The sequence below is a fragment of the Jeotgalibaca arthritidis genome, from assembly GCF_011100465.1.
Classification (GTDB): Bacteria; Bacillota; Bacilli; order Lactobacillales; family Aerococcaceae; genus Jeotgalibaca; species Jeotgalibaca arthritidis.
On sequence record NZ_CP049740.1, the window covers coordinates 1,557,047 to 1,583,660 of the forward strand.

General features: G+C 39.5%; 22 protein-coding genes and 1 tRNA gene. 14 read left to right on the plus strand and 9 right to left on the minus strand.

What is annotated here, in order from left to right; genetic code table 11:
• Nucleotides 1-31: 31 nt before the first annotated feature.
• The 5 genes from G7057_RS07915 to G7057_RS07935 form a co-directional block, all read right to left on the minus strand.
• A tRNA-Arg gene (locus G7057_RS07915) sits at nt 32-104 on the minus strand.
• Nucleotides 105-155: 51 nt separating this feature from the next.
• Nucleotides 156-443, minus strand: coding sequence for a hypothetical protein (locus G7057_RS07920; protein ID WP_166162601.1), 288 nt, complete (start codon nt 441-443; stop codon nt 156-158).
• A gap of 562 nt (nt 444-1,005) precedes the next feature.
• A complete protein-coding gene (locus G7057_RS07925; RefSeq protein WP_166162602.1) occupies nt 1,006-2,250 on the minus strand; it encodes an aminopeptidase in 1,245 nt (414 codons plus the stop codon).
• A gap of 187 nt (nt 2,251-2,437) precedes the next feature.
• On the minus strand, nt 2,438-3,355 hold the full coding sequence (locus G7057_RS07930; protein WP_166162604.1) for a hypothetical protein: 918 nt from the start codon (nt 3,353-3,355) through the stop codon (nt 2,438-2,440).
• A gap of 18 nt (nt 3,356-3,373) precedes the next feature.
• The gene (locus G7057_RS07935; protein ID WP_076767088.1) at nt 3,374-3,835 is read right to left on the minus strand and encodes a flavodoxin; all 462 of its coding nucleotides are present in this window, start codon (nt 3,833-3,835) and stop codon (nt 3,374-3,376) included.
• Nucleotides 3,836-3,938: 103 nt separating this feature from the next.
• Here G7057_RS07935 and G7057_RS07940 point away from each other — a divergent pair, with 103 nt between their 5' ends.
• The 9 genes from G7057_RS07940 (at nt 3,939) to G7057_RS07980 (ending at nt 14,923) form a co-directional block, all read left to right on the plus strand.
• A complete protein-coding gene (locus G7057_RS07940) occupies nt 3,939-4,913 on the plus strand; it encodes a Gfo/Idh/MocA family protein (protein WP_166162606.1) in 975 nt (324 codons plus the stop codon).
• A gap of 51 nt (nt 4,914-4,964) precedes the next feature.
• The gene (locus G7057_RS07945; RefSeq protein ID WP_166162608.1) at nt 4,965-5,546 is read left to right on the plus strand and encodes a PepSY domain-containing protein; all 582 of its coding nucleotides are present in this window, start codon (nt 4,965-4,967) and stop codon (nt 5,544-5,546) included.
• Between the two features lie 179 nt (nt 5,547-5,725).
• Nucleotides 5,726-6,808 (plus strand): NAD/NADP-dependent octopine/nopaline dehydrogenase family protein, encoded by a 1,083-nt coding sequence (locus tag G7057_RS07950; RefSeq protein ID WP_166162610.1) that lies wholly within the window; start codon nt 5,726-5,728, stop codon nt 6,806-6,808.
• Nucleotides 6,805-8,727, plus strand: a complete 1,923-nt coding sequence (locus tag G7057_RS07955; RefSeq protein WP_166162612.1) for a cobalamin B12-binding domain-containing protein — start codon at nt 6,805-6,807, stop codon at nt 8,725-8,727. Before G7057_RS07950 ends, G7057_RS07955 begins: the two co-directional genes overlap by 4 nt.
• 253 nt (nt 8,728-8,980) lie before the next feature.
• On the plus strand, nt 8,981-10,096 hold the full coding sequence (ald, locus tag G7057_RS07960) for an alanine dehydrogenase (protein ID WP_166162614.1): 1,116 nt from the start codon (nt 8,981-8,983) through the stop codon (nt 10,094-10,096).
• A gap of 890 nt (nt 10,097-10,986) precedes the next feature.
• Entirely contained in the window at nt 10,987-12,078 is a 1,092-nt protein-coding gene (locus G7057_RS07965) for an ABC transporter permease (RefSeq protein WP_076767079.1), read from the plus strand.
• A gap of 12 nt (nt 12,079-12,090) precedes the next feature.
• Nucleotides 12,091-12,762 carry an ABC transporter ATP-binding protein gene (locus G7057_RS07970; RefSeq protein WP_076767077.1) on the plus strand — a complete coding sequence of 224 codons (672 nt, stop codon included), beginning with the start codon at nt 12,091-12,093 and terminating at the stop codon, nt 12,760-12,762.
• Between the two features lie 141 nt (nt 12,763-12,903).
• Nucleotides 12,904-14,166, plus strand: a complete 1,263-nt coding sequence (uvsE, locus tag G7057_RS07975) for a UV DNA damage repair endonuclease UvsE (RefSeq protein WP_166162616.1) — start codon at nt 12,904-12,906, stop codon at nt 14,164-14,166.
• Between the two features lie 16 nt (nt 14,167-14,182).
• The gene (locus G7057_RS07980) at nt 14,183-14,923 is read left to right on the plus strand and encodes a copper homeostasis protein CutC (RefSeq protein WP_227004581.1); all 741 of its coding nucleotides are present in this window, start codon (nt 14,183-14,185) and stop codon (nt 14,921-14,923) included.
• Between the two features lie 124 nt (nt 14,924-15,047).
• Here G7057_RS07980 and metF read toward each other — a convergent pair whose 3' ends face one another.
• Nucleotides 15,048-15,908, minus strand: coding sequence for a methylenetetrahydrofolate reductase [NAD(P)H] (gene metF, locus G7057_RS07985; protein ID WP_166162618.1), 861 nt, complete (start codon nt 15,906-15,908; stop codon nt 15,048-15,050).
• On the minus strand, nt 15,909-18,164 hold the full coding sequence (metE, locus tag G7057_RS07990; RefSeq protein WP_166162620.1) for a 5-methyltetrahydropteroyltriglutamate--homocysteine S-methyltransferase: 2,256 nt from the start codon (nt 18,162-18,164) through the stop codon (nt 15,909-15,911).
• 137 nt (nt 18,165-18,301) lie between these two features.
• Here metE and G7057_RS07995 point away from each other — a divergent pair, with 137 nt between their 5' ends.
• Nucleotides 18,302-19,231, plus strand: coding sequence for a LysR family transcriptional regulator (locus G7057_RS07995; RefSeq protein WP_166162622.1), 930 nt, complete (start codon nt 18,302-18,304; stop codon nt 19,229-19,231).
• 183 nt (nt 19,232-19,414) lie between these two features.
• Here G7057_RS07995 and G7057_RS08000 read toward each other — a convergent pair whose 3' ends face one another.
• Complete coding sequence (locus G7057_RS08000) at nt 19,415-19,681, minus strand: bifunctional hydroxymethylpyrimidine kinase/phosphomethylpyrimidine kinase (protein ID WP_166164171.1); 267 nt, start codon at nt 19,679-19,681, stop codon at nt 19,415-19,417.
• A 212-nt stretch (nt 19,682-19,893) separates the two neighbouring features.
• On the opposite strand from G7057_RS08000, the gene G7057_RS08005 reads away from it, so the two are divergent.
• Entirely contained in the window at nt 19,894-21,372 is a 1,479-nt protein-coding gene (locus tag G7057_RS08005; protein ID WP_166162624.1) for a DEAD/DEAH box helicase, read from the plus strand.
• Between the two features lie 77 nt (nt 21,373-21,449).
• Here the strand turns inward: G7057_RS08005 and G7057_RS08010 are convergent, their stop codons facing one another.
• Entirely contained in the window at nt 21,450-21,674 is a 225-nt protein-coding gene (locus G7057_RS08010; protein ID WP_166162626.1) for a serine hydrolase, read from the minus strand.
• Nucleotides 21,675-21,999: 325 nt separating this feature from the next.
• Between G7057_RS08010 and G7057_RS08015 the strand changes: the two genes are divergently transcribed.
• The 3 genes from G7057_RS08015 (at nt 22,000) to G7057_RS08025 (ending at nt 26,608) form a co-directional block, all read left to right on the plus strand.
• Complete coding sequence (locus tag G7057_RS08015; protein WP_166162628.1) at nt 22,000-22,848, plus strand: AraC family transcriptional regulator; 849 nt, start codon at nt 22,000-22,002, stop codon at nt 22,846-22,848.
• 46 nt (nt 22,849-22,894) lie between these two features.
• Complete coding sequence (locus G7057_RS08020) at nt 22,895-25,114, plus strand: glycoside hydrolase family 3 N-terminal domain-containing protein (protein WP_166162630.1); 2,220 nt, start codon at nt 22,895-22,897, stop codon at nt 25,112-25,114.
• A 90-nt stretch (nt 25,115-25,204) separates the two neighbouring features.
• Entirely contained in the window at nt 25,205-26,608 is a 1,404-nt protein-coding gene (locus tag G7057_RS08025; RefSeq protein ID WP_126110671.1) for a sucrose-specific PTS transporter subunit IIBC, read from the plus strand.
• Nucleotides 26,609-26,614 lie beyond the last annotated feature (6 nt).

Below are 26,614 nucleotides of genomic sequence, written 5' to 3' on the forward strand. Positions count from 1 at the left end.
TCAAACAATATCACTTGTGAAAATAATATTACAGTCCTGAGAAGAATTGAACTTCCGACACCTCGTTTAGGAAACGAGTGCTCTATCCACTGAGCTACAGGACCAAGATATAATAAAAAAATAAGGAATCGGCTGCCTAGCTGATTCCTTTTGGGCTAGTCGATGTTAGATTCGAGTTCCGTTATACGATCTTTTAAGGTCTCGTTTTCATCTTTCAATTCGTTTAGTTCTTGATGCATCGTTTGAACTTGATCCTTCAATTGATCGAAGCTATACGGATCGATTGATTCAACGGGCGGATCATTCAGCTGTTGAAAGATAAACGTAATACCAAAAATAAGAACGATACCCAAAAAAATAATCATCCAACTACGACGTGGTGATTCATTTTCAGGGTCAGGTTTCATGTTTTGAAATCCTCTTTTAGCTGCATTTTTCTCCAAGTTCGTTCACCCATCTTTCTACCTATCTAAGCCTTATTATACAGCATTCAGACTTCAAATAAAAATAAAGATAAGATTAAGAGATTCAGTAAGTTAAATGAACGTACAGGGCTTATTATTAAGAGGTTCAGTGGCTAAATCAGCTTTGAACCTCTTAATTTGGCGAAAATCCAGAGGTTCAGCCGCCAAACAAGCTTTGAACCTCTTAATTTATAGAAAATCCAGAGGTTCAGCCACTAAATCGAGCTTGAAGCTCTTAATTTGGCGAAAATCCAGAGGTTCAGTCGCTAAATCAGCTTTGAACCTCTTAATTTAGAAAGAATCCAGAGGTTCAGTCGTCAAACAAGCTTTGAACCTCTTAATCTAGAAGAAATCCAGAGGTTCAGCCGCCAAACCAGCTTTGAACCTCTTAATTTAAAGCAAATCCAGAGGTTCAGCCGTCAAACAAGCTTTGAACCTCTTAATTTATAGAAAATCCAGAGGTTCAGCCACCAAACCAGCTTTGAACCTCTTTATACAAAAAATCCTCACAGCCAAAAGAGGCCATGAGGATCATTTTTTATTAGAATGCCCAGTCTCCGTTACGGAAGATCGGCATACGGCTACCGTCTTTACGGATACCGTCAATATTTGTTGTTTCAGAACCAATCATGAAGTCAACGTGAACGTTTGAACGGTTCAAACCGCGTTCAGCTAATTCTTCTTGTGACATCTCAGTTCCGCCTTCAATAGAGAATGCGTAAGCTGAACCTAGTGCCAAGTGGTTAGAAGCATTTTCATCAAATAAAGTATTGAAGAATACTAAACCTGATTGCGAAATTGGTGACTTGTGAGGAACAAGGGCAACTTCACCTAGTGAACGAGCACCTTCATTGTCTTCTACAAGGTGTTTCAAGACTTCTTCACCTTTTTCAGCTGAAACTTCAACAACAGCGCCATCTTTAAATGTAAATGTCATACCTTCAATAATGTTTCCGCTGTAGCTTAATGGTTTTGTTGATTTCACAATACCGTCAATACGACGGCCATCTGGAGCAGAGAAAACTTCTTCAGTTGGCATGTTAGCAACGAATTCTTCACCTTGCGCATTGATTGCGCCAGCAGAATCCCAGATATGGTTTTCTGGCATACCAACTGTTAAGTCAGTACCTTCAGGTGTTGTATAATGCAATGCATCGAATTGCTCAGCATTTAAAACGTCAGCTTTTGAACGTAGGCGAGTTTCGTGCTCGTCCCAAGCCAATACTGGATCAGCTTCGAAAACGCGACACGTTTTGAAAATTTCATTCCATAGTGCGTCAACTTGTTCTTCTTCTGTTTCTAATTCTGGGAATACTTTAGCAGCCCATGCAGCACCTGAAGCAGCCGCAACTGTCCAAGATACTTTGTTTGCTTGAGTAGCAATACGTTGCGCCATCAACGCTTTACTGTTTGCTGTCATAACAGCGCCCAATTTTTTGCTATCTACGCCATTTAATGCATCAGGATCAGCAGAACGAACAGATAAACGGCTCGCTTTACGATCTAGCATGTCGTGAGACTCATCAATTTTGTATTGTGGAATGTTTGTTAAACGCTCCTCTGGTGTGTGTAAGTAAGTTTCACGCGTAATCACGTCGTCAGCCCACTTCACAATAACTTCCTCAGCACCTAAAGCATAAGCTTCTTTAACTAACAGACGGGCAAATTGTGCTTGTTCAACATCAATGTTGATAATCACAGTGTGACCTTTTTGAACGTTGATTCCCTTAGAAACCAACAACTTTGCATATTTTTGCAAGTTTTCTTCGAAATTTGGTAAGACCATGTCTAAAAAACGCTCCTTTATATTAAGTTTTCTATCCTACTATCATATCACAATAAAAAAGGATTAAAAATAAAAAATCCCCCAGCCAAGGCCAGAGGAAATAATTAAATCTTTGGGGGGATTTAATTATGTGGTTGCACCGAAGTGAACCATAGTAATTATAGCATAGCGCCAACGCAAAATATAGCTATTCAGCCTTAGAAAAAGACAGGAAATCATGCTCTAATTCATGTTTGCGTTCTAGTAAAATGCTCAAAATATGCTGAACATTTTTTTGAAGAGAAGCTAATAATTCCAAGTTTTTTTCAATAATATGTTTCGTTGACCATTCCGAAAATAAGCCACTGAAAAAGTCATTAATAACCGGCCGACATTCGGTTAGTGTTTGGTATTGGCTATCATAAATATAATCCAAGTCCTTTAACTCGCGAACTAAGGAATGAACCTTTCGTTCCAAATCAATAATCATCGCTTCAGCCACATCTAATTGATGGCGGTCAACGACTGATAACAAAATATCAATTTCCGTAATCATTTCCCAATTATTAATGGCATCGGAGGAATCAACCGTTGTTAAAATATCACTAATGGCATCCAACAATTGATTGGCAGCTTCTTCAGCTTCAACGGTTTGCGTATAGTCGTGTTGCAGTTGAATCATTTTTTGCTCACGTTCGGACACGATATTTAAGAGCTCAGGATTGCGGCGTAGGAGTTGTTCCTTCACATCGCGCAAACGGTTCTTTTTCTCCAAAATATCTTCCTCTAAATCGCCAAGATAGCGGTGAGCATTAATCTTCAAAACATAGGCCTTATCAAATTCAAGTTTGGCACTGATTTTTTCTTCCGATTCACGGTGGTAGCGCTGTTCGTAAGTACCGAGAATTTTCATGACAGAATTAGAAAAGGACTCCTTTTCCATTTTTTCTAGCGTAGCTGTCTTTTTTTCTAGTTGACTAATAGCACCATCCAAAGCCGATTGTTGTTCATCGTGCGTCTCTTTCGTCAACGCTAACTTCCGAGAAAGGGCGCCTAGCTGTAACAACAGCGTTTCATACTCCATTCCCAAATCCACAGCCATACCTCCATCTTCCAACAAGACCATCCGCTTCACCACCTTTAATTAATTGCCGAGCGTTGATTCGTAAGTTTCAACCATAGCTTTAACAAAAGCTTTCAAGTTTTCCACATCTTCTTCTTCAGCGTTCAAGTCCACTTTCACACCAGCTGCACCTTTTGTAGCACCAGTTTTTTCAAACTGTTGCTCAAAATCATCAACCGCCGTACAAAATTGCTCGTAGAATGTATCACCAGAGCCAACAACGCCGTAAATTTTTCCAGTTAAATCAAATTCTTCTAATTCCTCATAAAAATCAACAATTTCATCCGGTAAATCGCCGTCCACACCATACGTGTAGCTTGCGACAACGCAGTAGTCATAATCTTCAAAATCAGCTGGATCAGCTTGAACGCACTCAACCACGTCCACATCCACACCCGCTTCTTCAAATAATTCCGATGTAATATCGGCAATCTCTTCCGTATTTCCTGTTAAACTCGCAAAGACAATCAATGCTTGTGCCATGTTGAACCTTCTTTCTACTATCCTTTTCCAAAGTATACCAAATTTTCACCTAGCTTACACCCACAAAGAAAATGATATAATAGAAAAAAAGGAGGGCGACACCATGAAAGAAATCAAGTGGGCCATGATCGGTTGTGGCGATGTCACCGAGAAAAAGACTGGACCAGCTTTATACTCGGCGCAAGGGTCACGGCTAGTAGGGGTTTACAGCCGAACCAAAGAACGAGCAGAAGATTGGGTTAGACGGCACCAGCACGGCATCGTCTATGATACCATCGAACAGTTACTGGATGATTCAAGTGTTCAAGCTGTTTATATTGCCACACCACCTGATAGCCATTTTGATTATGCCATGAAGGTACTAGAAGCTGGCAAAATTCCGCTTATCGAGAAACCCATGGCCAGTGATTTTGTAGCGTGTCAAAACATTATTAAAAAAGCTAAACAAGTCGAGTTACCCCTCTATGTCAATTTCTACCGTCGTGGCTTGGAGAAGTTTCAAACGATTAAACAGCTTTTAGAAGACGGTGCTATTGGTGAGGTTTTGACAGTGACCATTCGCCATTATTCTCCATTAGATCCAGAACTCAAAACAGCGAATGACTTACCTTGGCGCTACAAGAAAGAAGCTGGTGGCGGTAAAGCCTTGGACAGTCAAATTCATGTCATCGACTATTTAATGTGGTTGTTTGGGGATATCGAAGCCGTTAATGGGTTTGCCGCAAACCGGGCTGATGCTTATGAAGTAGAAGATACCATTGTCGTTAGCTTTAAATTTAAGTCTCAGGTCTTTGGGACGGCGACTTGGTCTTATGCAGCCAGCGAGTATGTCGATCAAGTCGATATTCAAGGCACAAAAGGGACCATGGGTTTTTCTGGAACAGGGGTTAATGACTTAAGAGTTAATGATGAAAATTATCAGTTTGAAGCGCCCGATCATGTGGGATTGCCCTATATTCAGATGATCGTTGACCACTTATTAAGCGGTGGAGATTGTCCAGCAGACACCCATCAGGCCGCCCAAACGGTTTACTTTTTCGATCAGTTGCTGGCTGATTATCGGAGGGGTATTAGTTGAGTTGAGGCGTCATTTTGGTTACCATTAAGTTAAGAAAGGATGGTAGATAAGATGAAAGTATGGAGAACAGTAACGTTTACTGCATTTTCAGCCTTAGCACTCGCTGCTTGTAGCAATGAACCATCTCCGGGTGAAACACCGGTAAGTGATCCAGCGACTGAAAATAATTCAAGTGTTGTGGAGAGTTCAACAACAGATCAGGCGATGGCTGATGTGATTAGCATGGACCAAGCTTTGGATGTGTTTTGGCAAGAATACCCAGATGCTCAAATCAAGGAAGTTGATTTTGATGAGGACTGGGGAGAATGGACTTACCAAATCACGGGTATTTTTGAGGACCGTGAATACGAAGTCGAGATTAATGCCACAACGTCAAACGTTGAAAAAGTGGAAGATGATCGTTTAGATGATGACGACCGCGATGTTTTAACATTGGATGGTTTAATCACGCCAGACGAAGCAGTTTCGATTGCTAGGCAAGAAGTTGAAGCAGATGCGACCTTAGAAGGTTGGAATTTAAGCTTCGATGATGATCGTATGCAAGCCGAATATGAAGTTGAATTTAAAGGTAGTGACGACCGCGATGTTACTATTCATGCCGAAACAGGCGATGTCTTAGAAGTCGAGCGTTAAATCATTACAGTAGAGCTGTTAGGAAGCAAATGCTATTCCTAACAGCTCTTTTTCGCCGGCTGTATCGCATAGGTGCAGAAAAAATGGTTCACTAATCACACCAACTAGACAGAAGGAAGTCGTGTATGCTATAAATAAGTTAACGAATGTAAGCGTTATCAAAAAAAGGAGGTAATGTCATGAAGGTAACTATTATTGGTGCAGGTAATTCTGGTTTAGCCATGGCTGCCCACTTAACTCTAGAAGGCAATGATGTCACCTTGTGGAATCGGACTCGTGACCACATTGAGGCACTGATTGAAAATCCAATCATCCATTGTTCAGGGATAATCAACGGAAATGCCAAAATTCACTGCGTGACAGATGACTTGGCGGTAGTACTCGAAAATCCGGAAATGGTCTTTGTGACAACACCGGCTTTTTCACACGCAACACTAGCCAAGCAATTTGCCCACACCTTAAAAATAAATACGACCATTATCTTAAATCCAGGCCGAACATTTGGTGCCCTTGAATTTCACCATGAACTTAAACAAAACAATTCAACCATTAGTCCACTGATCGCCGAAACCCAAACCATTCTTTATACTTGCCGCAAAACGTCTGATACCGATGTCGAGATTTATGCCTTAAAGCAAGACGTCTTGATTTCGACCATAGAAGGTGCCGGCAATCAGGAATTGGTTCAGGCTTTACCGAGGTGTTTGCGCGATAAGTTTGTACCAGCCCAATCCATCATTGAAACATCTATCGGTAACGTGGGAATGATTATGCATTGCGCACCCATTTTACTAAATACGGGCTGGGTAGAAAGTGATCAACACGACTTTTGCTATTACCGAGAAGGCATTAGCCCGACCATTGCAAAATTTATCGAGAAGATGGACAAGGAAAGGCAAGATGTTGCGCGCTTACTTGGCCATCCGATTGAATCAGCTATGGAATGGATGAAGCGGACCTATGCGATTGAAGGGGATTGCTTTTATGATGTCATTCAAAATAATGATGCCTACCAAACTATTCTCGGTCCAAAAAATTTACACCATCGCTATGTGACGGAAGATATTCCAACGGGTTTAGTGCCACTAGAAGCAGTGGGCAAGGAATTGGGATTGGCGATGACACACATTGGCTTAATTATTGACCTAGCTTCTGCCTTACTAGATATTGATTTTCGCAAAGAAGGCCGTAATTTAAGGGATGTTATTGATAACAACCAACTGTCCCTTCACCATATCTTAAATGAGGAGGGTGCCAAATGACCATTAAAGACCAAGAAAAATTTGCCCTTTTGAAACCGGCACTGGATGCTCACACACTAGGCGTCAATGCAGCGGCCGAGCTATTAAGAGATTGTGGCTACGAAGTTTTAACCGGTGACACAGAACTGTCTCGCATCATTAACGACATCCGTTATGCCACTAACCAAGAAAAATTAATCCGTTGGCTAAAAGAAAACCAGATTAGCTATATTGGATTGAGTTACCGCTTGGACGAGCAAGAAGCGGCTGACATGGTAGGTCATGTGCTCTACAGTTTGCGGTCCCACAATATGTTATCCCAACAAGGCGGACCTATTAATGGCGTTTCTTTTGGAGGGTTACCTGGTGCTTGCCGACTGGTGGAGAAAGTATCAAATGGCTATGTCCTGACCTTTCAAGGGAGTGAAACACCCCAAGAAACGTTAGAAAAATACGGTGTACCTAAAGATAGAATTCCAGCTGACATGAAAGAAGGCAGCAAGTACGATGAGCAGTTATTAACATTTGGCCAATCTATAATCCGCGAAAAAGCCTACTTAGACTTTAAGCCTATTAAACGAAAAACGTATACCGATTTTGGAACAACAAAGGACACCCTTGTAAAACGCTTAGAAGCAACCTTAACTGACAACTTTCCGCCATTGATGCGCGCCCATGTTGGTCCTTATTCCTCCAACTTAAGCCGCCAGGAAAATGTCAAAGACTTCCTCAATTGGTGCCAACACCTGTCCGATACTCGCTATTTAGACATTTTATCTATTGGAAGTTCCCAATTATCTCAGTCCAATTTTGGTGAAGAGTGGGGCGACCAACCTAATGGGGGCGGCGTACCAGTTAATAGTAAAGAAGAATTCGAACAGATTCGAGAAACTGCTAGCCCCATGTTAGTGCGCACCTATTCCGGTACAAAGCGAACGGTTGAAATGGCTCAAGTATATGAAGACCACCTCAATATCGCTTGGCACGCCCTGTCATTATGGTGGTTTAATAAGATGGACGGCAGGGGTCCTAATGATGTCTATCAAAATTTAAAGAACCATATCGAAACAATGGCCTATATCGCTAAAACGGACAAGCCCTTTGAACCCAATACGCCTCACCATTTTGCCTTTAGAGGGGCGGATGATACCACCTATGTCCTGTCTGCTTATCTAGCTGCTAAACTAGCAAAAAAAATGGGCATCAAAACCTTTATCCTGCAAGTCATGTTAAATACTCCCCGCTACACTTGGGGGATTCAAGACTTAGCAAAAGCCAGAGCTATGCTAGCTTTAATCAAACCGCTCGAAGACGACCATTTTAAAGTCATCTTACAACCTCGAGCAGGACTGGATTATTTTTCACCTGACCTAGACCAAGCGCGTGCTCAACTCGCTGCAGTGTCTGCCCTTATTGATGACATTGAGCCAAGCAATGAACAAAGCCCACCGCTACTTCATGTGGTCAGCTATTCAGAAGCCGCTCATTTGGCGACACCGCCCATCATCAATGAGAGCGTCCAAATTACCCACTATGCAATTCAGCGCTACCGCCAACTGAAAAGGGAAGGCCTTGTTGCTGATATGAGCCAAAACGATGACGTCGCCAACCGTACCGAACAACTGATTAAAAAAGTAACCCATTTAGTCAATGCGATTGAATCCCATATTCCAAACCCTTATTCCGCAGAAGGCTTCTATATCATCTTTGCCAGTGGATTTATGCCGACGCCATATATTTGGGCTGAAAAAGAAGAATTTCAATTTGCTACCCATTGGCGGACGAAACCAATAAAAGGCGGCGTCCAAGTTGTCGATCAAGATGGTCAAACAGTATCTGCCCAGCAAATTGCTGATTTTGCTATTAAAAATATCCCTGAAATCACTTATCGATTGCAGCAAAAAAAGGCTATTTTTTTGTCTAATAATCAAAAATTATAAAAAAGTTTCATTTTTTTAACTTCGTGATATAATAACAAAGTAATCGTTTTCTAATCATCTTTTCATCCATTAATTAATGCGGATGTTTTGAATGAAGTGTAGAAAAGTGTTAAGGTATTAGAGAGAAATGACACATTCAGCTATCTTTTGTATCAAAATAAAGCGAACAAATATTTTGGTTGAAATTTCACAATGTCATTAAATAGAAGCGTATGTAGATAGTTGAAAACAAAAAATTGGAGGAATATAGTTTATGCTAATCGGAATACCGAAAGAAGTTAAGAACAACGAGAATCGTGTAGGAATTACACCACTTGGGGTCGAATTGCTCGTTCAAAACGGCCACACAGTTATGGTGGAAACTAACGGAGGCGTTGGTTCCGGATTCACTGATGAGCAATATCGCGAAGCTGGTGCGACCATTGAAGAAACTGCAGAAAAAGTTTGGTCTGCAGAGATGATCATTAAAGTAAAAGAACCTTTAGAATCAGAATATAAATATTTTAGAAAAGACTTAATTCTTTTCACTTACTTGCACTTAGCGAATGAGCCTGCTTTAGCAACGGCTCTAGAAGAAGCAGGGGTTGTCGCAATTGGTTATGAAACGATGATTGGAGAAGCTGGCGACCTGCCACTATTAAACCCAATGAGTGTGATTGCTGGTCGTTTATCAGTACAAATCGGGGCACAATTCTTAGAAAGCCAATACGGCGGTAAAGGTGTGCTTATTGGAGGCGTACCAGGTGTTAGAAACGGAAAAGTTGTCATCATCGGTGGTGGTGTATCTGGACGTAACGCCTTGCAAATCGCGTTAGGTATGGGCGCTCATTGTACCGTTTTAGATGTGAAACCAGAAGTCTTGAGTGAAATCGAAGACCTATACGGAAGTGAAGTCGTAACCTTAATGTCTAACGAAGTAAACATCGCCAATGCCATTAAAGATGCCGATATTGTTGTGGGGGCTGTTTTAATCCCAGGACGTAAAGCACCAACATTAGTTTCAGAAGAAATGGTAGCTGACATGCAACCCGGATCTGTCATTGTCGATATTGCAGTTGACCAAGGTGGTATTTTCGCTACGGAAGATCACGTGACATCTCATGATGATCCGATTTACGTGAAACATGGTGTCTTACACTATGCTGTTCCGAATATGCCAGGTGCAGTATCACGCACATCAACCATTGCTTTGACTAACGTTACCTTGCCATATGCTGTTAAAATTGCTAACCAAGGTCATGTTGAAGCTGCTAAAGCTGATTCAACTATTTTAACTGGATACAACGTCTTCCAAGGTAAAATAACCAATAAAGATGTCGCAGAATCGTTGGAAAAAGAATACGTTGCTATTGAAGAATTAATCAAATAAGAAAAAGCCGCTCGTGAGAGCGGCTTTTTTGTGTCCAAATGTAAGATACAGCTCATTTTTTATAGACTAGGGGATTATAAGTTCAGCCATCAATGTCTAGCTCCCAAGTCCTGGCCTACTGAAAAAAAGATAAATTTGCCCCATTGCGCGCTTCGCTGCTCGCTAACGCATATCATTCGACTAACCCGCTGAAGCGTGAAGTCTCCTGACAATTCAGGGTCAAATTTCCTATTTTTTCATAGGCCAATGCGGACTTGTCCGCTTTTCTTATAGCTGTATCGACAGGATTGTCGGCAGAGTGATCAGCGATATGGGTTACTTTTTTAAATTATTTCAAAAGGAATGTTAAGTCGTTTACTTGAGCCATCTGAAATTGAAGCAACTGCACTATTCTTAGCATCAGACGGTGCCACAGCGATTACTGGCGAATCAAGGAACTTCAGCACATAAAAACATTCTGAACTTCCTCAAACTAGCAAAATGAGTGAATAGAACGTCCAAAATGTATTTATATTCACTCAAACCAGCAAAATGAGTGAATAGAACCGCCAAAAAGCATTTCTATTCACTCAAATCAAGCTAAATAGTTAACAGTGCAGCAAAAAGCCACCCCACAGAGCCTTTTGCTGCACTATTAAAAAAAAAACGAGCTGTTTATTTAGTTTTTTGAAAAAAATAGATTATAATGGTGTCAATTGTTTGAACTTATCTCAACAAAGGGATAAAGTATCAAAATGGGCCGGGAAAAATGAAGCAGCTAGCTGATGATTTTAGCTAGCTACTATCGTTCGATTTTTCTTGTATATAATGAGAGGGGAAAGGGAACATGTTGTAATGTTTCTGAATGATATACAGATAAAAAATAAAAATTGAATATAGGAGATAGAAAAATGTTCTTAGCATGGAATGAAATTAAACACTCAAAAACCAGATTTGCATTAATTATTGGCGTGATGGTGCTTGTATCTTACTTGGTGTATTTCTTAGTGGGACTGGCTTACGGCCTTGCACAGGAAAACCGCACAAGTGTGGATAAATGGGGAGCAGATGCCATTATTTTAACGGATGAATCTAACTCGAACATCAACATGTCAATGATGGCACGTAGCGTTGTGGATGATGTGGAAGCACCTGAAATTGCGATTTTAGGTCAAACACCTAACGTTGTTCGTCAAGAAGGATCAACGTCTGATGACGAAAAAATTACTGTAACATTTTTTGGAATTAATTCTGATGAGTTTATTATGCCAGAAGTGATTGATGGCGAAACTTTTACGAAAGACAACCAAGTGGTAGCTGACATCAGTATGCAAGAGCAATACGGTGTGGAAATTGGTGACACCCTTGAATTAGCAGGGACAGAGTTAACGATTGAAGTCGTTGGCTTTACGGAAGATGCGAAATTCAACGTAGCGCCGGTTCTTTACACAACAGTTGGCACTTACCAAGAAGTTCGTTTTGAACAAATCGATGAATCTGAAACAGGCCGTGTGTCTGCTATCATCGCAAAAAGTGACACAGAAGACCTTAGCGATATTAAACTAAATAACGATAATTTACGCGTTTATTCTATCAAAGATTACATCAATGAAATCCCAGGTTATACAGCGCAAGTTCTAACATTTGGCTTGATGATTGGGTTCTTGATTGTGATTGCAGCAGTTGTTATTGGTATTTTTATTTACGTTTTAACGCTTCAAAAAGCAAGTTTGTTTGGTGTGATGAAAGCACAAGGGATTTCGAACTTCTACATTTCTAAATCTGTTGTTGCTCAAACATTCCTTCTATCAGCAATCGGAGTGGGAACCGGTCTATTATTGACTGTGGGAACATCTCTTGTATTGCCAGCATCCGTTCCTTACCGCACGAATGTCGTATTCCTAGCAGCGATTACAGCTATGCTGATCTTTTTCGCTATTATGGGTGCACTATTCTCAGTAAGAACAGTTGTGAAAATTGATCCATTGGAAGCAATCGGATAGGAGGACATTAAAATGAAATTAATCGAACTACAAGGCGTAACGAAAAAATTTAATGATGGTAATAAAGAAGTACTTGCTTTAAAAGAAACGAACTTCTCCGTAAAATCCGGTGAATTTGTGGCGATTATTGGACCAAGTGGATCAGGAAAAAGTACTTTCCTAACTATTATTGGTGGTCTACAAACACCAACAGACGGAAAAGTATTGATCCGCGAACAAAAATTTAGCGAAGTCGGCATTAAAGAACGTAGTAAAATGCGTTTTGAAGAAATTGGTTTTATCCTACAAGCGTCAAACTTGGTGCCTTTCCTAACCGTTGAAAACCAAATGCGTCTCGTTAACAAAGTCGAAAAAACCAAATATGAAAAAGACAAAGCGGAAAAGCTATTCGAAGAATTGGGTATCACCAAACTAAGAAACAAATACCCAAGTGACTTGTCTGGTGGGGAACGCCAACGTGTTGCTATTGCACGAGCACTTTATCATGATCCTTCCGTTATTCTTGCTGACGAACCAACTGCTAGCTTAGATACAGAAAAAGCCTTTGAAGTTGTGGAAATTTTAGCAAGAGAAACAAAAAGTAAAAACAAAGCGACGATTATGGTTACTCATGATGAGCGCTTGATTGATTACTGTGACAAAGTCTATGTCATGAAAGACGGCGTCCTAACACAACGTGATTAATATAACTAAAAATGTCCTGCATGCGAATAGAGCGATGCAGGACATTTGTTCTATACTAGGGGATTATAAGTTCAGCCATCAATGTCTAGCTCCCAAGGCGGACTTGTCCGCTTTTCTTATATATGAGAAAGGATGACGACCATGAGTATCGGTTACGCTTGTTTACAAGTTGGCAGACCAGACACCACGATTCGTAGTGTCATTCAGAAAAATGCCACAACAGAACGATTAATGGAAGTAATTGACTATAACCTCCAATCATTTGAAAACATGATTGATTATAATATCAAAAATAAGATTAAACTTTACCGTATTAGTTCAGGCCTGATTCCATTTGGATCAAGTCCAGTCAATCAACTAGATTGGGAGCAGATCTTTCACGACCGCTTTATAACAATCGGACAAAAAATCAAACAGAGTGGTATGCGCGTTTCTTTCCATCCCGGTCAATATACCGTTTTAAACTCACCAGATGAAGGTGTTGTGAGCCGAGCTGTGGATGACTTGGTTTATCAAGAAAAAATACTAACTTTACTAGGTGTGGACTACAGCCATAAATTGATTTTGCATGTTGGTGGTGTATACGGCGACAAAGTAACAGCCTTAGAGCGCTTTGAAGAAAACGTTAAAGGCATTCCGCAAGCAGTCAAAAATAGATTGATTATTGAAAATGACGATCGCCTTTTTAATGTCGAAGATGTTTTAGGATTAGCTCATCGCATTGGCATACCAGTTGTTTATGATAATTTACATAACGCCATTAATCCAGCTGATTCAACCAAAGATGATGGCTATTGGATTAGTGAAGCGCGAAAAACCTGGAAGCCAGAAGATGGCAACCAAAAAATTCACTATTCTCAACAAGCATCGGGCAAACGTTTGGGTGCTCATACAGATACTATTTATATAGAAGACTTTCTTGAATTCTATAACAAATTGGAAGACAAAACCATTGATATCATGCTAGAGGTTAAAGATAAAAACTTATCATCCCTGAAATGCCAGAATGCAACAACCGATCAACCAGCCATTTCCCTCTTAGAAAAAGAGTGGGGCAGATACAAGTATTTTATGCTTGAAAAATCCCCCCGAGACTACCAAGTTATTCGTCAACTCTTAAAAGACAAAACAGCCTATCCTGTTCTTGAATTTTATCGTATGATTGAAGCAGCACTTGAAAAAGAAACAGATTCTGGAGCTGCTATTAATACCGCTCACCATATTTGGGGCTACTTTAAAGGCAAAGCTACCAAAAGTGAGCAAGCAACCTTTATAAGAAATTGCACCAACTACCAATCCGGAAAAGCTAAACTGGCGACTGTTAAGCGTCAACTGCATAAATTAGCCATTAAATATGACCAGACCTATCTGATTGAATCCCTTTATTTTTATATCGAAGATTAGAAAGAGAGGACAACAAATGATAAAAGTAGAAGTCTGTGCAGCGAGCTTAGAAGACTGCATCAAGGCAGAACGAGCGGGTGCCGATCGCATCGAACTAAATCAAGCCTTACATCTGGGAGGTTTGACGCCATCTTTAGGCAGTTTAATCGCGGCCAAAAAACATACCACCATTCCTATTATCACCATGGTGCGTCCACGGGCGGGCGGCTTTCACTATAGCGATTATGATAAAGAGACCATGTATACCGATGCCGAGCTCATGATTGATCACGGCGCAAGCGGCCTTGTTTTTGGCTTCCTAAACGAAGATCTGACGGTTGATAAAGCGACAACCAAGCGTTTTGTTGATTTATGTCATCGCAATCGAGTAGAGGCCATTTTCCATCGGGCCTTTGACCGATCGGCGGATCCGCATCAAGCTGTCAGAGACTTGATCGACTGTGGCATCGACCGCATTTTAACAAACGGCCAAGCAGCTAGTGCTGATCAAGGGATTTCTCTTTTGGCCGACTTACAAAAGCACTACAGTGACCAAATCGCATTTTGCGTTGGAGCTGGTGTCACTGCCGCCAATGTTGTGGAGATTATCGAAAAAACTGGCATCAGCGATGTTCATTCTACGTTTAAGGGGTGGTTTACCGATCCAACGACTGCCAGCACGACCGTTTCCTATCGCTATAGCGAAGAAGGCGACTACGACGGTGTTAGCGTTGGGAAGTTAGAACAGTTTATAGAAAAACTACAAGATTATCGCTAATGAAGGAACTTCAGCAACAAAATAAAACCTGAACTTCCTCGTAGCACAAAATCCTCCCAGTTGGTTCTTACCAAACTGGGAGGATTTTCTTATAGGCCAAGGCGGACTTGTCCGCTTTTCTTATTTAGTTGTTTAAAAATAAAGATTCTGTAGCGCCATGAATATGGCGAGCTGTTTCTGCTTGATTCATAGTATAAAGATGGATACCAGCGACTCCCTGTGTCACTAGGTCAACAATTTGATCAATCGCATAAGCAAGACCTGCATCGCGTAAGGCAATGGGATTATGCTCGTATTTTTCAAGAATTGCCAAAAACTTTTTAGGCAAATGGGAGTCGCTCACTTTAATTAAACGCAAAGCTTGTTGGCGATTGACGATAGGCATGATGCCGGCTAAAATGGGGACGTTAATCTCAGCCAACTCACACCCTTCTTTAAATTGATAAAACATATTATTGTCAAAGAACAGCTGACTAATTAATTGATTGCAACCAGCATCAACTTTTTTCTTAAGGTGCTTAATATCAGTGACACGATTTTCTGAATCGGGGTGTACTTCAGGGTAGCAGGCACCAAAAATTTCAAGGTTAGGTGCGAGTGTTTTAATATAGTGAACCAAGTCATTGGCATAGACAAAATCAGTTTTAGCTTCGACGCCATCTAAATAATCGCCCCTTAGTGCGAGCACACGTTTAATACCTGCTTTTTCGATTTTGCTAATAATAGCTGTCACTTGCTCCTTTGATAAATAGCTAGCAGGCAAATGTGCGATTGACGGAATTCGCAAGTCGTTTTGGAGATAGTCTGCAATTCGAACGGTCGTTTCTTCGATTCGAGACTCACGGTTGCTGCAGGTCACACTAATAAAATGAGGTTGTAAATCTTGCAATTCCTGAAGCGTTCCGAATAATTTTTTTGTCGCAACATGGCTGTTGGGTGGAAAGACTTCAAATGATAGAGAAACGTTTGATTGAGAAGTTGACACTCATGACAACTCCTCTCGAACAAGCTTAACCGCTGCAATCATATTTTCTAAACTGGCCTTAGTTTCAAATTCACCACGTGTTTTTAAACCACAGTCAGGATTTATCCATACTTTTTCTTTCGGTACTTTAGCTAAAATAGCATGAATTGTTTCAGTTATTTCTTTAATAGAAGGGATGCGCGGAGAGTGGATATCATAAACACCAGGCCCAACTTGTGTTTTAAATTTCTGGGCTTGTAGGTCGTCTAGAAGACTCAAATTAGACCGTGATGATTCGAAAGAAATAACATCGGCATCCATTTGTTCGATAGACGAAATAATATCACTAAATTCGCTATAGCACATATGAGTGTGGATTTGCGTCTCGGGCTGCACCTTACTGTGAACAAGGCGGAAGGCAGGAATTGCCCAATCTAAATAGTTAGAATACCAGTCACTTTTTCGTAAAGGAAGTTTTTCCCTTAGTGCAGCTTCGTCGATCTGAATGATTCGAATACCGCTTGCTTCCAAGTCTAAGACCTCTTCTTGAATGGCTAAGGCAATTTGCAAGGTTGATTCACGAATACTAATGTCTTCTCTCGGAAATGACCAATTTAAAATAGTTACTGGTCCGGTTAACATTCCTTTAACTAGTTTTGTCGTCTGCGATTGCGCATAGCTTGACCATTTGACCGTAATAGGAGCTGATCGGCTAATATCGCCCCAAATAATAGGCGGTTTAACGCCCCTTGTTCCATAAGACTGTACCCAGCCATTCTTACTAAATAAATAACCCTCTAAATTTTGCCCAAAATACTCCACCATATCATTTCGCTCAAATTCACCATGCACCAAAACATCTAAACCAATAGCTTCTTGCCACTTTAACCAGTCATTTGTTCGCTCGGCAAGATAATTATCGTAATCGACTTCTGTTAATTCGCCAGACTTAAAGCGAGCCCGAACTTGCTTCACTTCCTTGGTCTGAGGGAAAGAACCGATTGTGGTTGTTGGAAGAAGTGGCAATCCGTATAGTTGACTCTGCAAATCTAGGCGCTCGTAAAAAGTAGGCTGTCGTGTAAAGTCAGACTCAGAAAGTTTACCAATTGTTTCTGCAAGTTTACGATTAGGGCTAAAGCGTTCGACCGCAAATAACTGTGTGTTTTGATCTAATAAATCAGTGCGATTATGATCCACTATTTCCTTTAATTCAACAAGCTCTGCTAGTTTTTCTTTAGCAAACGCAAAATGATTCTTAATTTTTTCAGGAAACTCTTCATTCTCTAAGCTAATAGGAACATGCAGCAATGAAGAGGAAGTGGACAAGACAAACGACTTAACATTGAGTTGTTTTAACTTGTCTAATGTCTGCTCATAATGATTGCGCCAAATGTTTTTACCGTTAACCACACCTGCATGGAGGATTTTATCATCTGGAAAACCACTTGCCACAAGATCAACATTTTTCACACCTTCAACAAAATCTAAGCCAACCGCCTCAAGTGGTAGTTGAACAATTACATCGTAAACATCACGAACATCTCCGAAATAAGTCTGCAATAACACCTTTATATCAGCTTTATCAGCTAACAGTTGTTGATAAAGACGTGCAAACAAGTCCTTCTCCTCAGGATTAATATCCTTAACCAAGGCGGGCTCATCCAGTTGAATCCAATCAGCACCAATATCCTTTAACTGACGAAAGACAGCTTGATAAGCAGTCACTAAGTCAGCAACAAAATCATCCGCACGAGCTTGACCGCCGTAGTCACTTAATTGAAGCAAGGTAAAGGGTCCGATTAAGACTGGACGAGTTTGAATACCTAAAGCTTGCGCTTCTAAAAACTCATCGAAAATTTTAGTAGTAGAAAGTTGGATGACTGTTTCTTCCTCGAATTTTGGAACTAAGTAGTGATAGTTTGTATGGAACCATTTCTTCATAGGGAGCGCCTTAATATCGCCCTTATCGCCTTGATAGCCCCTCGCAAGAGCAAAGTATTTTTCCAAATCAGACAGAGAACTATTTTTAACTTGATCGGGAATAATATTAAACAGAAAAGCAGTATCTAAGACTTGATCATAGAAAGAGAAATCATTACTCGGAATCAAATCGATTCCGGCATCCTTGACTAACTGCCAATGGTCTTGACGAATCGTTTGACCGATTTGAAATAGTTCAGTCTCACTTATTTTATTGCGGAAATATTTCTCAGTTGCGAATTTCAATTCGCGCTGGGCACCCAGTCGTGGGAAGCCAATAATGGTTGTTTGTGTCATTGTATTACCTCCTCGGTTGTTAGAAAAAAGATAACACTATCTCAAAAATTGAGATAACTGACAATAACAATGGTTAGTGATAGCTTAAAACTATAAGAAGAGTTATTATAATAATAAAAGTAATAAGGAGGAGTTACATGAGGATTGAGCAATTAGAATATTTAGAAGCAATTGTTAAAACGGGATCGATTAATGAAGCAGCAAAAAACCTTTATTTGACACAGCCCAGCTTGTCCAATGCCATTAAAGAATTGGAGAAGGAAGTGGGCGTTCAGATTTTACTGCGCAGTAAACTAGGTGTCTCACTTACCGAAGATGGTCGAGAATTTTTAATTTACGCCCGGCAAATTCTAGATAATGTTCACCTGCTTGAAGAGCGCTATCAAAAAAATGCTGTCCGTAAACAAGCCCTGTCTATTTCTGCCCAACACTATGCATTCGTCGTTCATGCCTTTGTTGAATTAATTCGTAGCGTTGATTCCGAAGAATACCAGTTTACCTTGAGAGAAACCGAGACCGAAAATATTTTGAAAGACCTAGCTAGCTTTAAGAGTGAGATTGGTATCCTTTATTTAAATGCCTTTAACAGACAAGTCCTTGAAAAATTATTTAAAGACAATGATCTTATTTTTACACCGCTATTTGTTGCTCAGCCTCATGTGTTTGTAGGATCGCAAAATCCCTTAATCGGTCGTGAAAGTGTCACCCTTGAAGACTTAGAGGAGTACCCTTACTTATCCTACGAACAGGGCGAACGTAATTCCTTTTACTTTGCAGAAGAAATACTAAGTACCATTAACCATAAAAAATCGATAAAGGTGAGTGACCGCGCGACCATTTTTAATTTGATGGTTGGTCTAAATGGTTATACCATTAGCTCAGGAATTATTTCGAGCGAATTAAACGATGATAAAATTGTAGCTATTCCATTAGAAGTTGATGATTCGATGACACTCGGTTGGTTGAAGCGCAATAAAATGGAATTAAGCCCATTGGCAAAGGATTATATTGATATATTGAAAGAACATATTGAGCAGTATGGGTTTGAGATAATTAACGGAGAGTAGTGTTAAGTGACTAAATATCCCTTATAAAAAAATAGAATAGATTTAATAAGCGAAAAAACAGAATGGCCATTGATATGCTCCCCCTTAAGTAGTTTTACTTTTTTAAGTGTCTACTTTAGGGGGAGCATATCACATTTCGATTCACCAACACCATATATTATAGAACCGGTCTTTTAACGAGTGCTAATTAGGAGGTAAATAAAAGGGTTTTTGTAACAAACGTACGGCGTTTTCTAGTTCCTGGGCTTGGGTAATGGCTGATATAACAGCCAGTCCTGCGATTTTTTGTGGGTCGATTCTTGGTTTACTTAACCATTCGAAAGAGCCATCTTCAAGGAGTAAAAAGGCTGTGGCATCGGCGACGTCTAGGCGATGTCCTCCTTTGATGAACACGTTTTTAGCGCCAAGGGATTGTATTTTTTTAGCTGCTGTTTCAATGTCCGATTTTATTGTTAATGAAGAAAAGTAAAAAAATGACGTTTAAATTAGTAAAAAGAAAAGAATAAAAAAATCAGATGAGAGCTTCACAGAAAAAACCACACTTTTCGTGTATTATCAAGGAAAGCGTGTTAAACTATTGAAGCGAAAAAAATAATAATAATATTAAGCAAGTCGAAGGAAATCTATGTTGAACTTGTTTAAATAGAAGGATGTTAAATTAAATGAGTCAAAATAGATTTTCAGAATACCTGTTGGATGAATCGATTATCAAGTCACTAACTGTTTTAAAGTATACCGAGCCGACTGCTGTTCAAAAAGAGGTTTTACCTCTCTTATTAAATAAAAAAGATGTGATTGTCAAATCTCAGACCGGGAGTGGGAAAACTGCTGCATTTGGAATTCCACTCTGTCAATTAGTCAATTGGGAAGAACGAGCACCTCAGACCTTGATTTTAACGCCGACACGTGAATTAGCGATGCAAATTAAAGAAGAGATTTTTAATATCGGTCGTTACAAACGTTTGAAAGTCGAAGCCTTATTTGGTAAAAGTTCTTATCAATCACAAGTCAAAAACTTAAAGCAACGGACACATATTGTGGTAGCAACACCTGGTCGTTTATTTGACCATATCGAAAGAGGAACGATTGATTTAAGTAAGATTAAAACCTTAATCATTGATGAAGCGGATGAAATGTTTGCGATGGGCTTTATTGATCAAGTGGAAGATATTTTACATGAGTTGCCACTCGATCGCACAACGGCCTTATTCTCGGCAACCATGCCGGCTGCTGTTAAAAAATTAACGGAAAGCTTCTTAAAAAATCCGAGATATGTTGAAATTGCCGATACAGCACAATCGAAGAAACGCATTCGTCAACAATACATTCGTGTAGAAGAGGACGATAAATTAGCAACATTAAAAGATCTATTAATCGTCGATAATCCAGATAGTAGTATTCTCTTTTGTAATACGAAAATCATGGTTGACCGCCTAATGAAGGAATTAGATAGAGCCGATATTAAAGTGGATATGTTACATGGTGGCATGGAACAAAGAGACCGTACCCAAGTAATCAACGATTTCAAACGTGGTTATTTCCGACATTTAGTCGCAACGGATGTAGCAGCAAGAGGGATTGATGTTTCAGATATCGCTTTAGTCGTCAACTATGATATACCGGACAAACCAGAAACCTATGTTCATCGTATTGGCCGGACGGCACGTTTTGAAAATAAAGGGAAAGCATTGTCGTTAGTTATTCCTCGTGACCGAGGTTCTTTTGCGGCGATTTTAGAAGCCCAAGAGCATGCTCTTGAGGAAATTCCTCGTCCAAGTCGTGCAACCGTTGATAAATATCGTTTAGATTTTGATCAAAAACAAAAGAAAAATCCAATGATTCGTAAAGAAATTGGACTTGATTTTAAAGAAGACATTATGAAAATCCATATTAATGCAGGTAAGAAAACGAAAATGAGACCTGGCGATGTCGTAGGGGCAATCTGTAATGTCGAAGGCGTAACAGGCGAGGACATCGGTGTGATTAATTTAATGGACGTTTCCACTTTTGTAGAAATCTTAAATGGCAAAGGGGAAAAAGTATTAAAAGCCCTGCAAATCATGCCAATCAAAGGTCGCAAGCGTCGAGTGAGTCGTTCAAATGAGAGCGAATATGAAAGAGACTTACGTAACGGTTATTAGTCAATAAGTGATTAAAAGCATCAAAATCTTGAAACAGAGGTTTTGATGCTTTTTTTGACGTTGTGAAATAACTTTTATCAGTCTTGTTCCACTAATTGGCAAATGGAGATTGCAGTAAATATTTTGCTTCCAGAAGCAATCCCAAAACGAGTATGTGCTTTATTTTCGAGTTTTTCTGGCAAATTAGCATAACCAAAGTTGCAAGTGAAACTGTCACTATTTTGGATGACTCTGACATTGCCAGAGAATTGTAATTTTTTTTGTTTTTCATTTAACTTTTTAATAATAAATTGTTTGCGCATTTTAAAATTCCTCCTACTGTAAGTTACAGATAAAATGAATTGTAAATAACATTAGGTTATCCTTTTCATATTTGAAAACGAATCATCTTCATCTCCCCCTTGTACTGAAATGATAACATTCGTTACAAGACTGCGCAAAATATCTCTTTAGAAACAGTTGTATCAGTGTATATTTAATTCTATAAGTCATCGCTGAGTTTTTACGGGGATTTTCTGAATGAACTATTTTTTGGTAGAGTAGGATATTATGGTCTAAGTAAATCTAAAAATTAAGTCAAAATATAAACAAGAACATAATAACAATAAAAAACGGAGGATGGAGATTGTGGATACACAAAATTATGAAAAGATATACATCGATGAAAATCAGGGGTTTTTCTTATTTAGTTTTCAAGCCAAGGATATTAATCGAATTATACCGATGCACTTTCACAAAGAGATAGAAGTACTGTATTGTATTTCCGGAAAAATGAAGATTTGGGTGGAAGGGAAGATCATCATTTTACAGCCAGGACAGTTTTTTGTCATTAACAGCTTGGTTCCTCATTCCACACAAAGTTATGAGCAGGGCGAATTTGTCGTATTCTACTTCCATTCGAAACTTTTTTTAGATAAGGAAGCTCGAATAAATGTATGGGAACAAAAAGAGAAGCAAGACATTTATCAGCAAGAAATCAAATTAATCCAACAAATTTTTGCCTCTACACAAAAAGAAGATTCATATATCGTGTTTCATCAACGAAGTCTGTTGAATGAATTTATCTATATTCTGCTAAAGGAATTCTCGACAAATGAAGTTCTTGATCAACGAACTAAAAATCGTAATAAAAAAATCAAAGATATCATTCATTTAATGCAAGAAAACTATGCAAGCCAACTCACTTTAGAAGAATTAGCCCATCTATCGGGATATACAGCGACGTATCTTTCTCGAATGATAAAAGAAAGTACAGGACAAACATTCTCAGAGTATAAAAAAAGTCTCTGTTTGGAACATGCGATCAATATGATTGAAAATACTGAATTGACATTGGAAATCATTGCACAAAAATCAGGATTTGCTAATGAAAAATCTTTGCGCACCGCATTTAAAGAAGCCATGCTTATGACACCAAGAGAATATATAAAAAAGATAAAAAATGACCGAAATACCATAAAAAAGCAACTGTTTTAGAAAAAGAAAACACTTTATAGTGGTTATAGAAAGAAGGGGTGCGAAAATGAACAAAGAAAAACTAGACCGATTATTCTCAACACTTTCTTTTGAAGAAAAAGTAGGTCAAATGATTCAGCTAACAGGAGATTTCTTTAATATTGACGAAAGAATAATGGAAACGGGACCATTAAAGAAACTAGGATTACACGATAATTTTGAACCGTTTAATGTAGGGTCAGTTCTGAATGTAACCGATTCTAAAAATGTGGTGGAGCTTCAAACTGAATACTTAAAACGAGCCAAACATCGTATTCCGTTATTATTCATGGCAGATGTTATTTATGGCTATAAAAGTATTTTCCCCATTCCGCTAGCACAAACATGTAGTTGGAACTTTGATTTAATTGAAAAAAGTGCACAAGTGATAGCAAAGGAATGTTATGATGCGGGCATTCATGTTACTTTTTCTCCAATGGTGGATGTCGCAAGAGACGCACGTTGGGGACGAGTGATGGAGTCTCCTGGAGAAGATGTTTTATTGGCAAAGAAATATGCAGAGCATATGGTTCGCGGTATACAAGGAAACAGGGAAATGATTGGGGAAAATCATATTGCGGCTTGCGTGAAGCATTTTGCAGCATACGGTGCCCCGACAGCAGGAAGAGAATACAACAGTGTCGACTTATCTATGACATCTTTGAGAAATACTTACCTGCCTAGCTATAAAACAGCAATGGATGCCGGTGTAAAGCTTGTTATGACAGCCTTTAATACCTTAAATGGGATTCCTTGTACCGGAAATGAATGGTTAAACAAAGAACTTTTAAGAGATGAATACGGTTTTGAAGGTGTTTTGATTTCAGATTATGCGGCGATAGAAGAATTGAAATACCATGGCTACACAGCAAATAATCAGGAGTCAGCTCAGAAAGCAATTCAGAGTACCGTAGATATTGATATGAAAACGGCTATTTATGCGAATGAGTTGAAGACGCTAACAGAAGAGAATCCTCTGCTTCTACAATTGGTCGATGAAGCAGCTTACCGTGTGTTGACATTGAAAAATGATTTAGGATTATTTGAAGATCCTTATCGTGGTATGAAACGAGAAGCAGAAGCAGAAACTTCTTCTTTCCCAAGAGAACATGTAGAAGCGATGGAGGAATTGGCAAGAGAGTCGATTGTCTTATTGAAAAATGACGATCAATTACCATTGAAGAAAAAGAAAATTGCTTTGATTGGTCCTTATAGCAAAGAGAAGTCGGTTCTTGGCTTCTGGGCAATCACCGGTGACGAAGAAGATGCCTATTCATTATATGATGGACTGACAGAATTCTCAGACGAAGAAAATCTTGGTTGGGATATTGATGTAGCATTAGGTACCCCTTTGATTCAAGAAAAAGATTTTTATCAGTTTGGGAAATATGCGGATCGTTTTGTGGAAGAGACTCAAAGCCAAGAACAATTGTTGACAGAAGCTCTGGAAGTAGCAAATGCTTCGGACATAGTGTTATTAGCATTAGGTGAGTCTGCCTATCAAAGCGGTGAAGGCGGTTCTCGCGTAAACCCATCACTGCCTGAACATCAAATCGCTTTACTGAAGGAATTAAAGAAAACAGGGAAACCGATTATTCTAATTGTTTTCTCTGGTCGGCCTTTAATTTTAGACAAGGTAGTTGATGAGGTAGAAGCGATTATATACGCTTGGTTCCCTGGGACGATGTCTGGAAAAGTCTTGGCGGAAATCCTATCGGGAAAAGTGAATCCCTCAGCTCGTCTATCGATGACTTTCCCAAGAGCGGTCGGTCAAATTCCGATTTACTATAGTGAGCTTAGTACGGGACGGCCTCATGAGCGCATTGAGCCCTACCATCGCTTTGCATCTCGTTATTTGGATGAAAGCAACAGTCCACTATTTCCATTTGGTTTTGGCCTATCTTATAGTCAAGTGGCGTATACGGAAATGAAGGCTAAGGAAGAAGATGATAAACAGTATGTAACGATTCAAGTCACGAATACGGGTGTCTACCCAACTAAAGAAGTTGTCCAATTATACGTACAAGATAATGCAGCTTCGGTTGTACGGCCAGTGAAAGAATTGAGAGCCTTTGAAAAAATATCTTTAAATCCTGGGGAGACGAGTGAGGTTGCTTTTGAATTAACAGATGACTTATTTTCTTTTATTGATAACGAAGGCAATGAAATCGTAGAAGAAGGAGAATTCACCTTATTTATTGGACAACATGCGCTCGATGATCATTTCCAATTAACCGTGCAGCGGTAAAGGGTGTAACAATCAGTAAAACGATTGAAGAAGTTTTGTGATATGAAATAGTTCTTAAAAAGAAGCTAAAAAAAGATAAGGAGACAGAACATGGCTGAAAAAGAATATTTAAATATAGCAAGAGATGTTATTGACGCAGTAGGTGGGCAAGACAATATTAGTTCAATGGCACACTGCGCAACTCGTTTACGCTTAGTGGTGAAAGACCGTGACAAAATTCAAGACGAAAAAGTGGAGAATATAGACAAGGCGAAGGGCTTTTTCTTCACCTCAGGACAATACCAAATTATTTTTGGAACAGGAATTGTTAACCGTGTATATGAAGCGATGGAAGAAGTCGGTGTTTCTGCAACCACAAAAGAAGGCTTAAAAGAACAAGCTGCTGATAAAGAAGGCAGTTCTTTGAAACGATTGATACGTGTCTTTGGTGATGTGTTTGTACCTATCATTCCTGCTTTAGTTGCGACTGGTTTGTTCATGGGATTACGGGGATTATTAACACAGCCACAAATGTTAGGTTTATTTGGGATGACGCCAGATAGCATTTCGTCTAATTTCATTATGGTGACTCAGATTCTAACAGATACAGCCTTTGCTTTCTTACCAGTTTTGGTTTGTTGGTCTGCATTCCGAGTCTTTGGCGGAAGCCCGCTATTAGGGATTTTACTCGGATTAATGCTTGTTAGTCCTTCACTTCCAACCTCTTGGGATGTCGCTCAAGGAACAGGAGATCCATTGTTATTTTTCGGATTTATTAAAGTTGCTGGCTATCAAGGGTCAGTCTTACCAGCATTTATTATGGGATTCTTAGGTGCCAATATTGAAAAAAAAGTTCGGAAAGTTGTCCCTCCAGCATTAGATTTAATTTTAACACCATTTATTAGCTTATTAGCGATGTTGTTATTAGCATTATTCCTCGTTGGCCCAGTGTTCCACGAAGCTGAAATGTTATTGCTACACGCTGTAGAATGGATTTTGAACTTACCATTTGGTTTAGGTGGATTGATTTACGGAGGTCTGAACCAGATTATCGTTGTCACCGGCTTGCACCATGCGTTAAATTTAATTGAGATTCAATTATTAGCAGAAACAGGCTGGAATCCAGTAAATATGATAAGCACTGCCTCAATTGTGGCGCAAGCAGGTGCAGCCTTTGCAGTAGGGCTAAAAAGTAAAAAAACAAAAGTCAAGGCAGTTGCGTTTCCTTCAACTTTCTCAGCCTTATTAGGAATCACTGAACCAGCCATGTTTGGTGTGAACTTGCGTTATGGTAAACCATTTATCATGGGGTTACTCGGTGGAGCAGTTGGTGGATTCTTAGCAAGTATTTTTAACATGCAAGCAACTGGGATGTCTATTACAGCAATTCCGGGACTTTTACTGTATTTAAATAATCAATTCTTTATGTATATTTTGATCAGTGTCATTAGTTTTTTTGTCGCTTTCGGGTTGACATGGATGTTTGGATACAATGATGGCATGTTAGAAAAATAAGTTAGG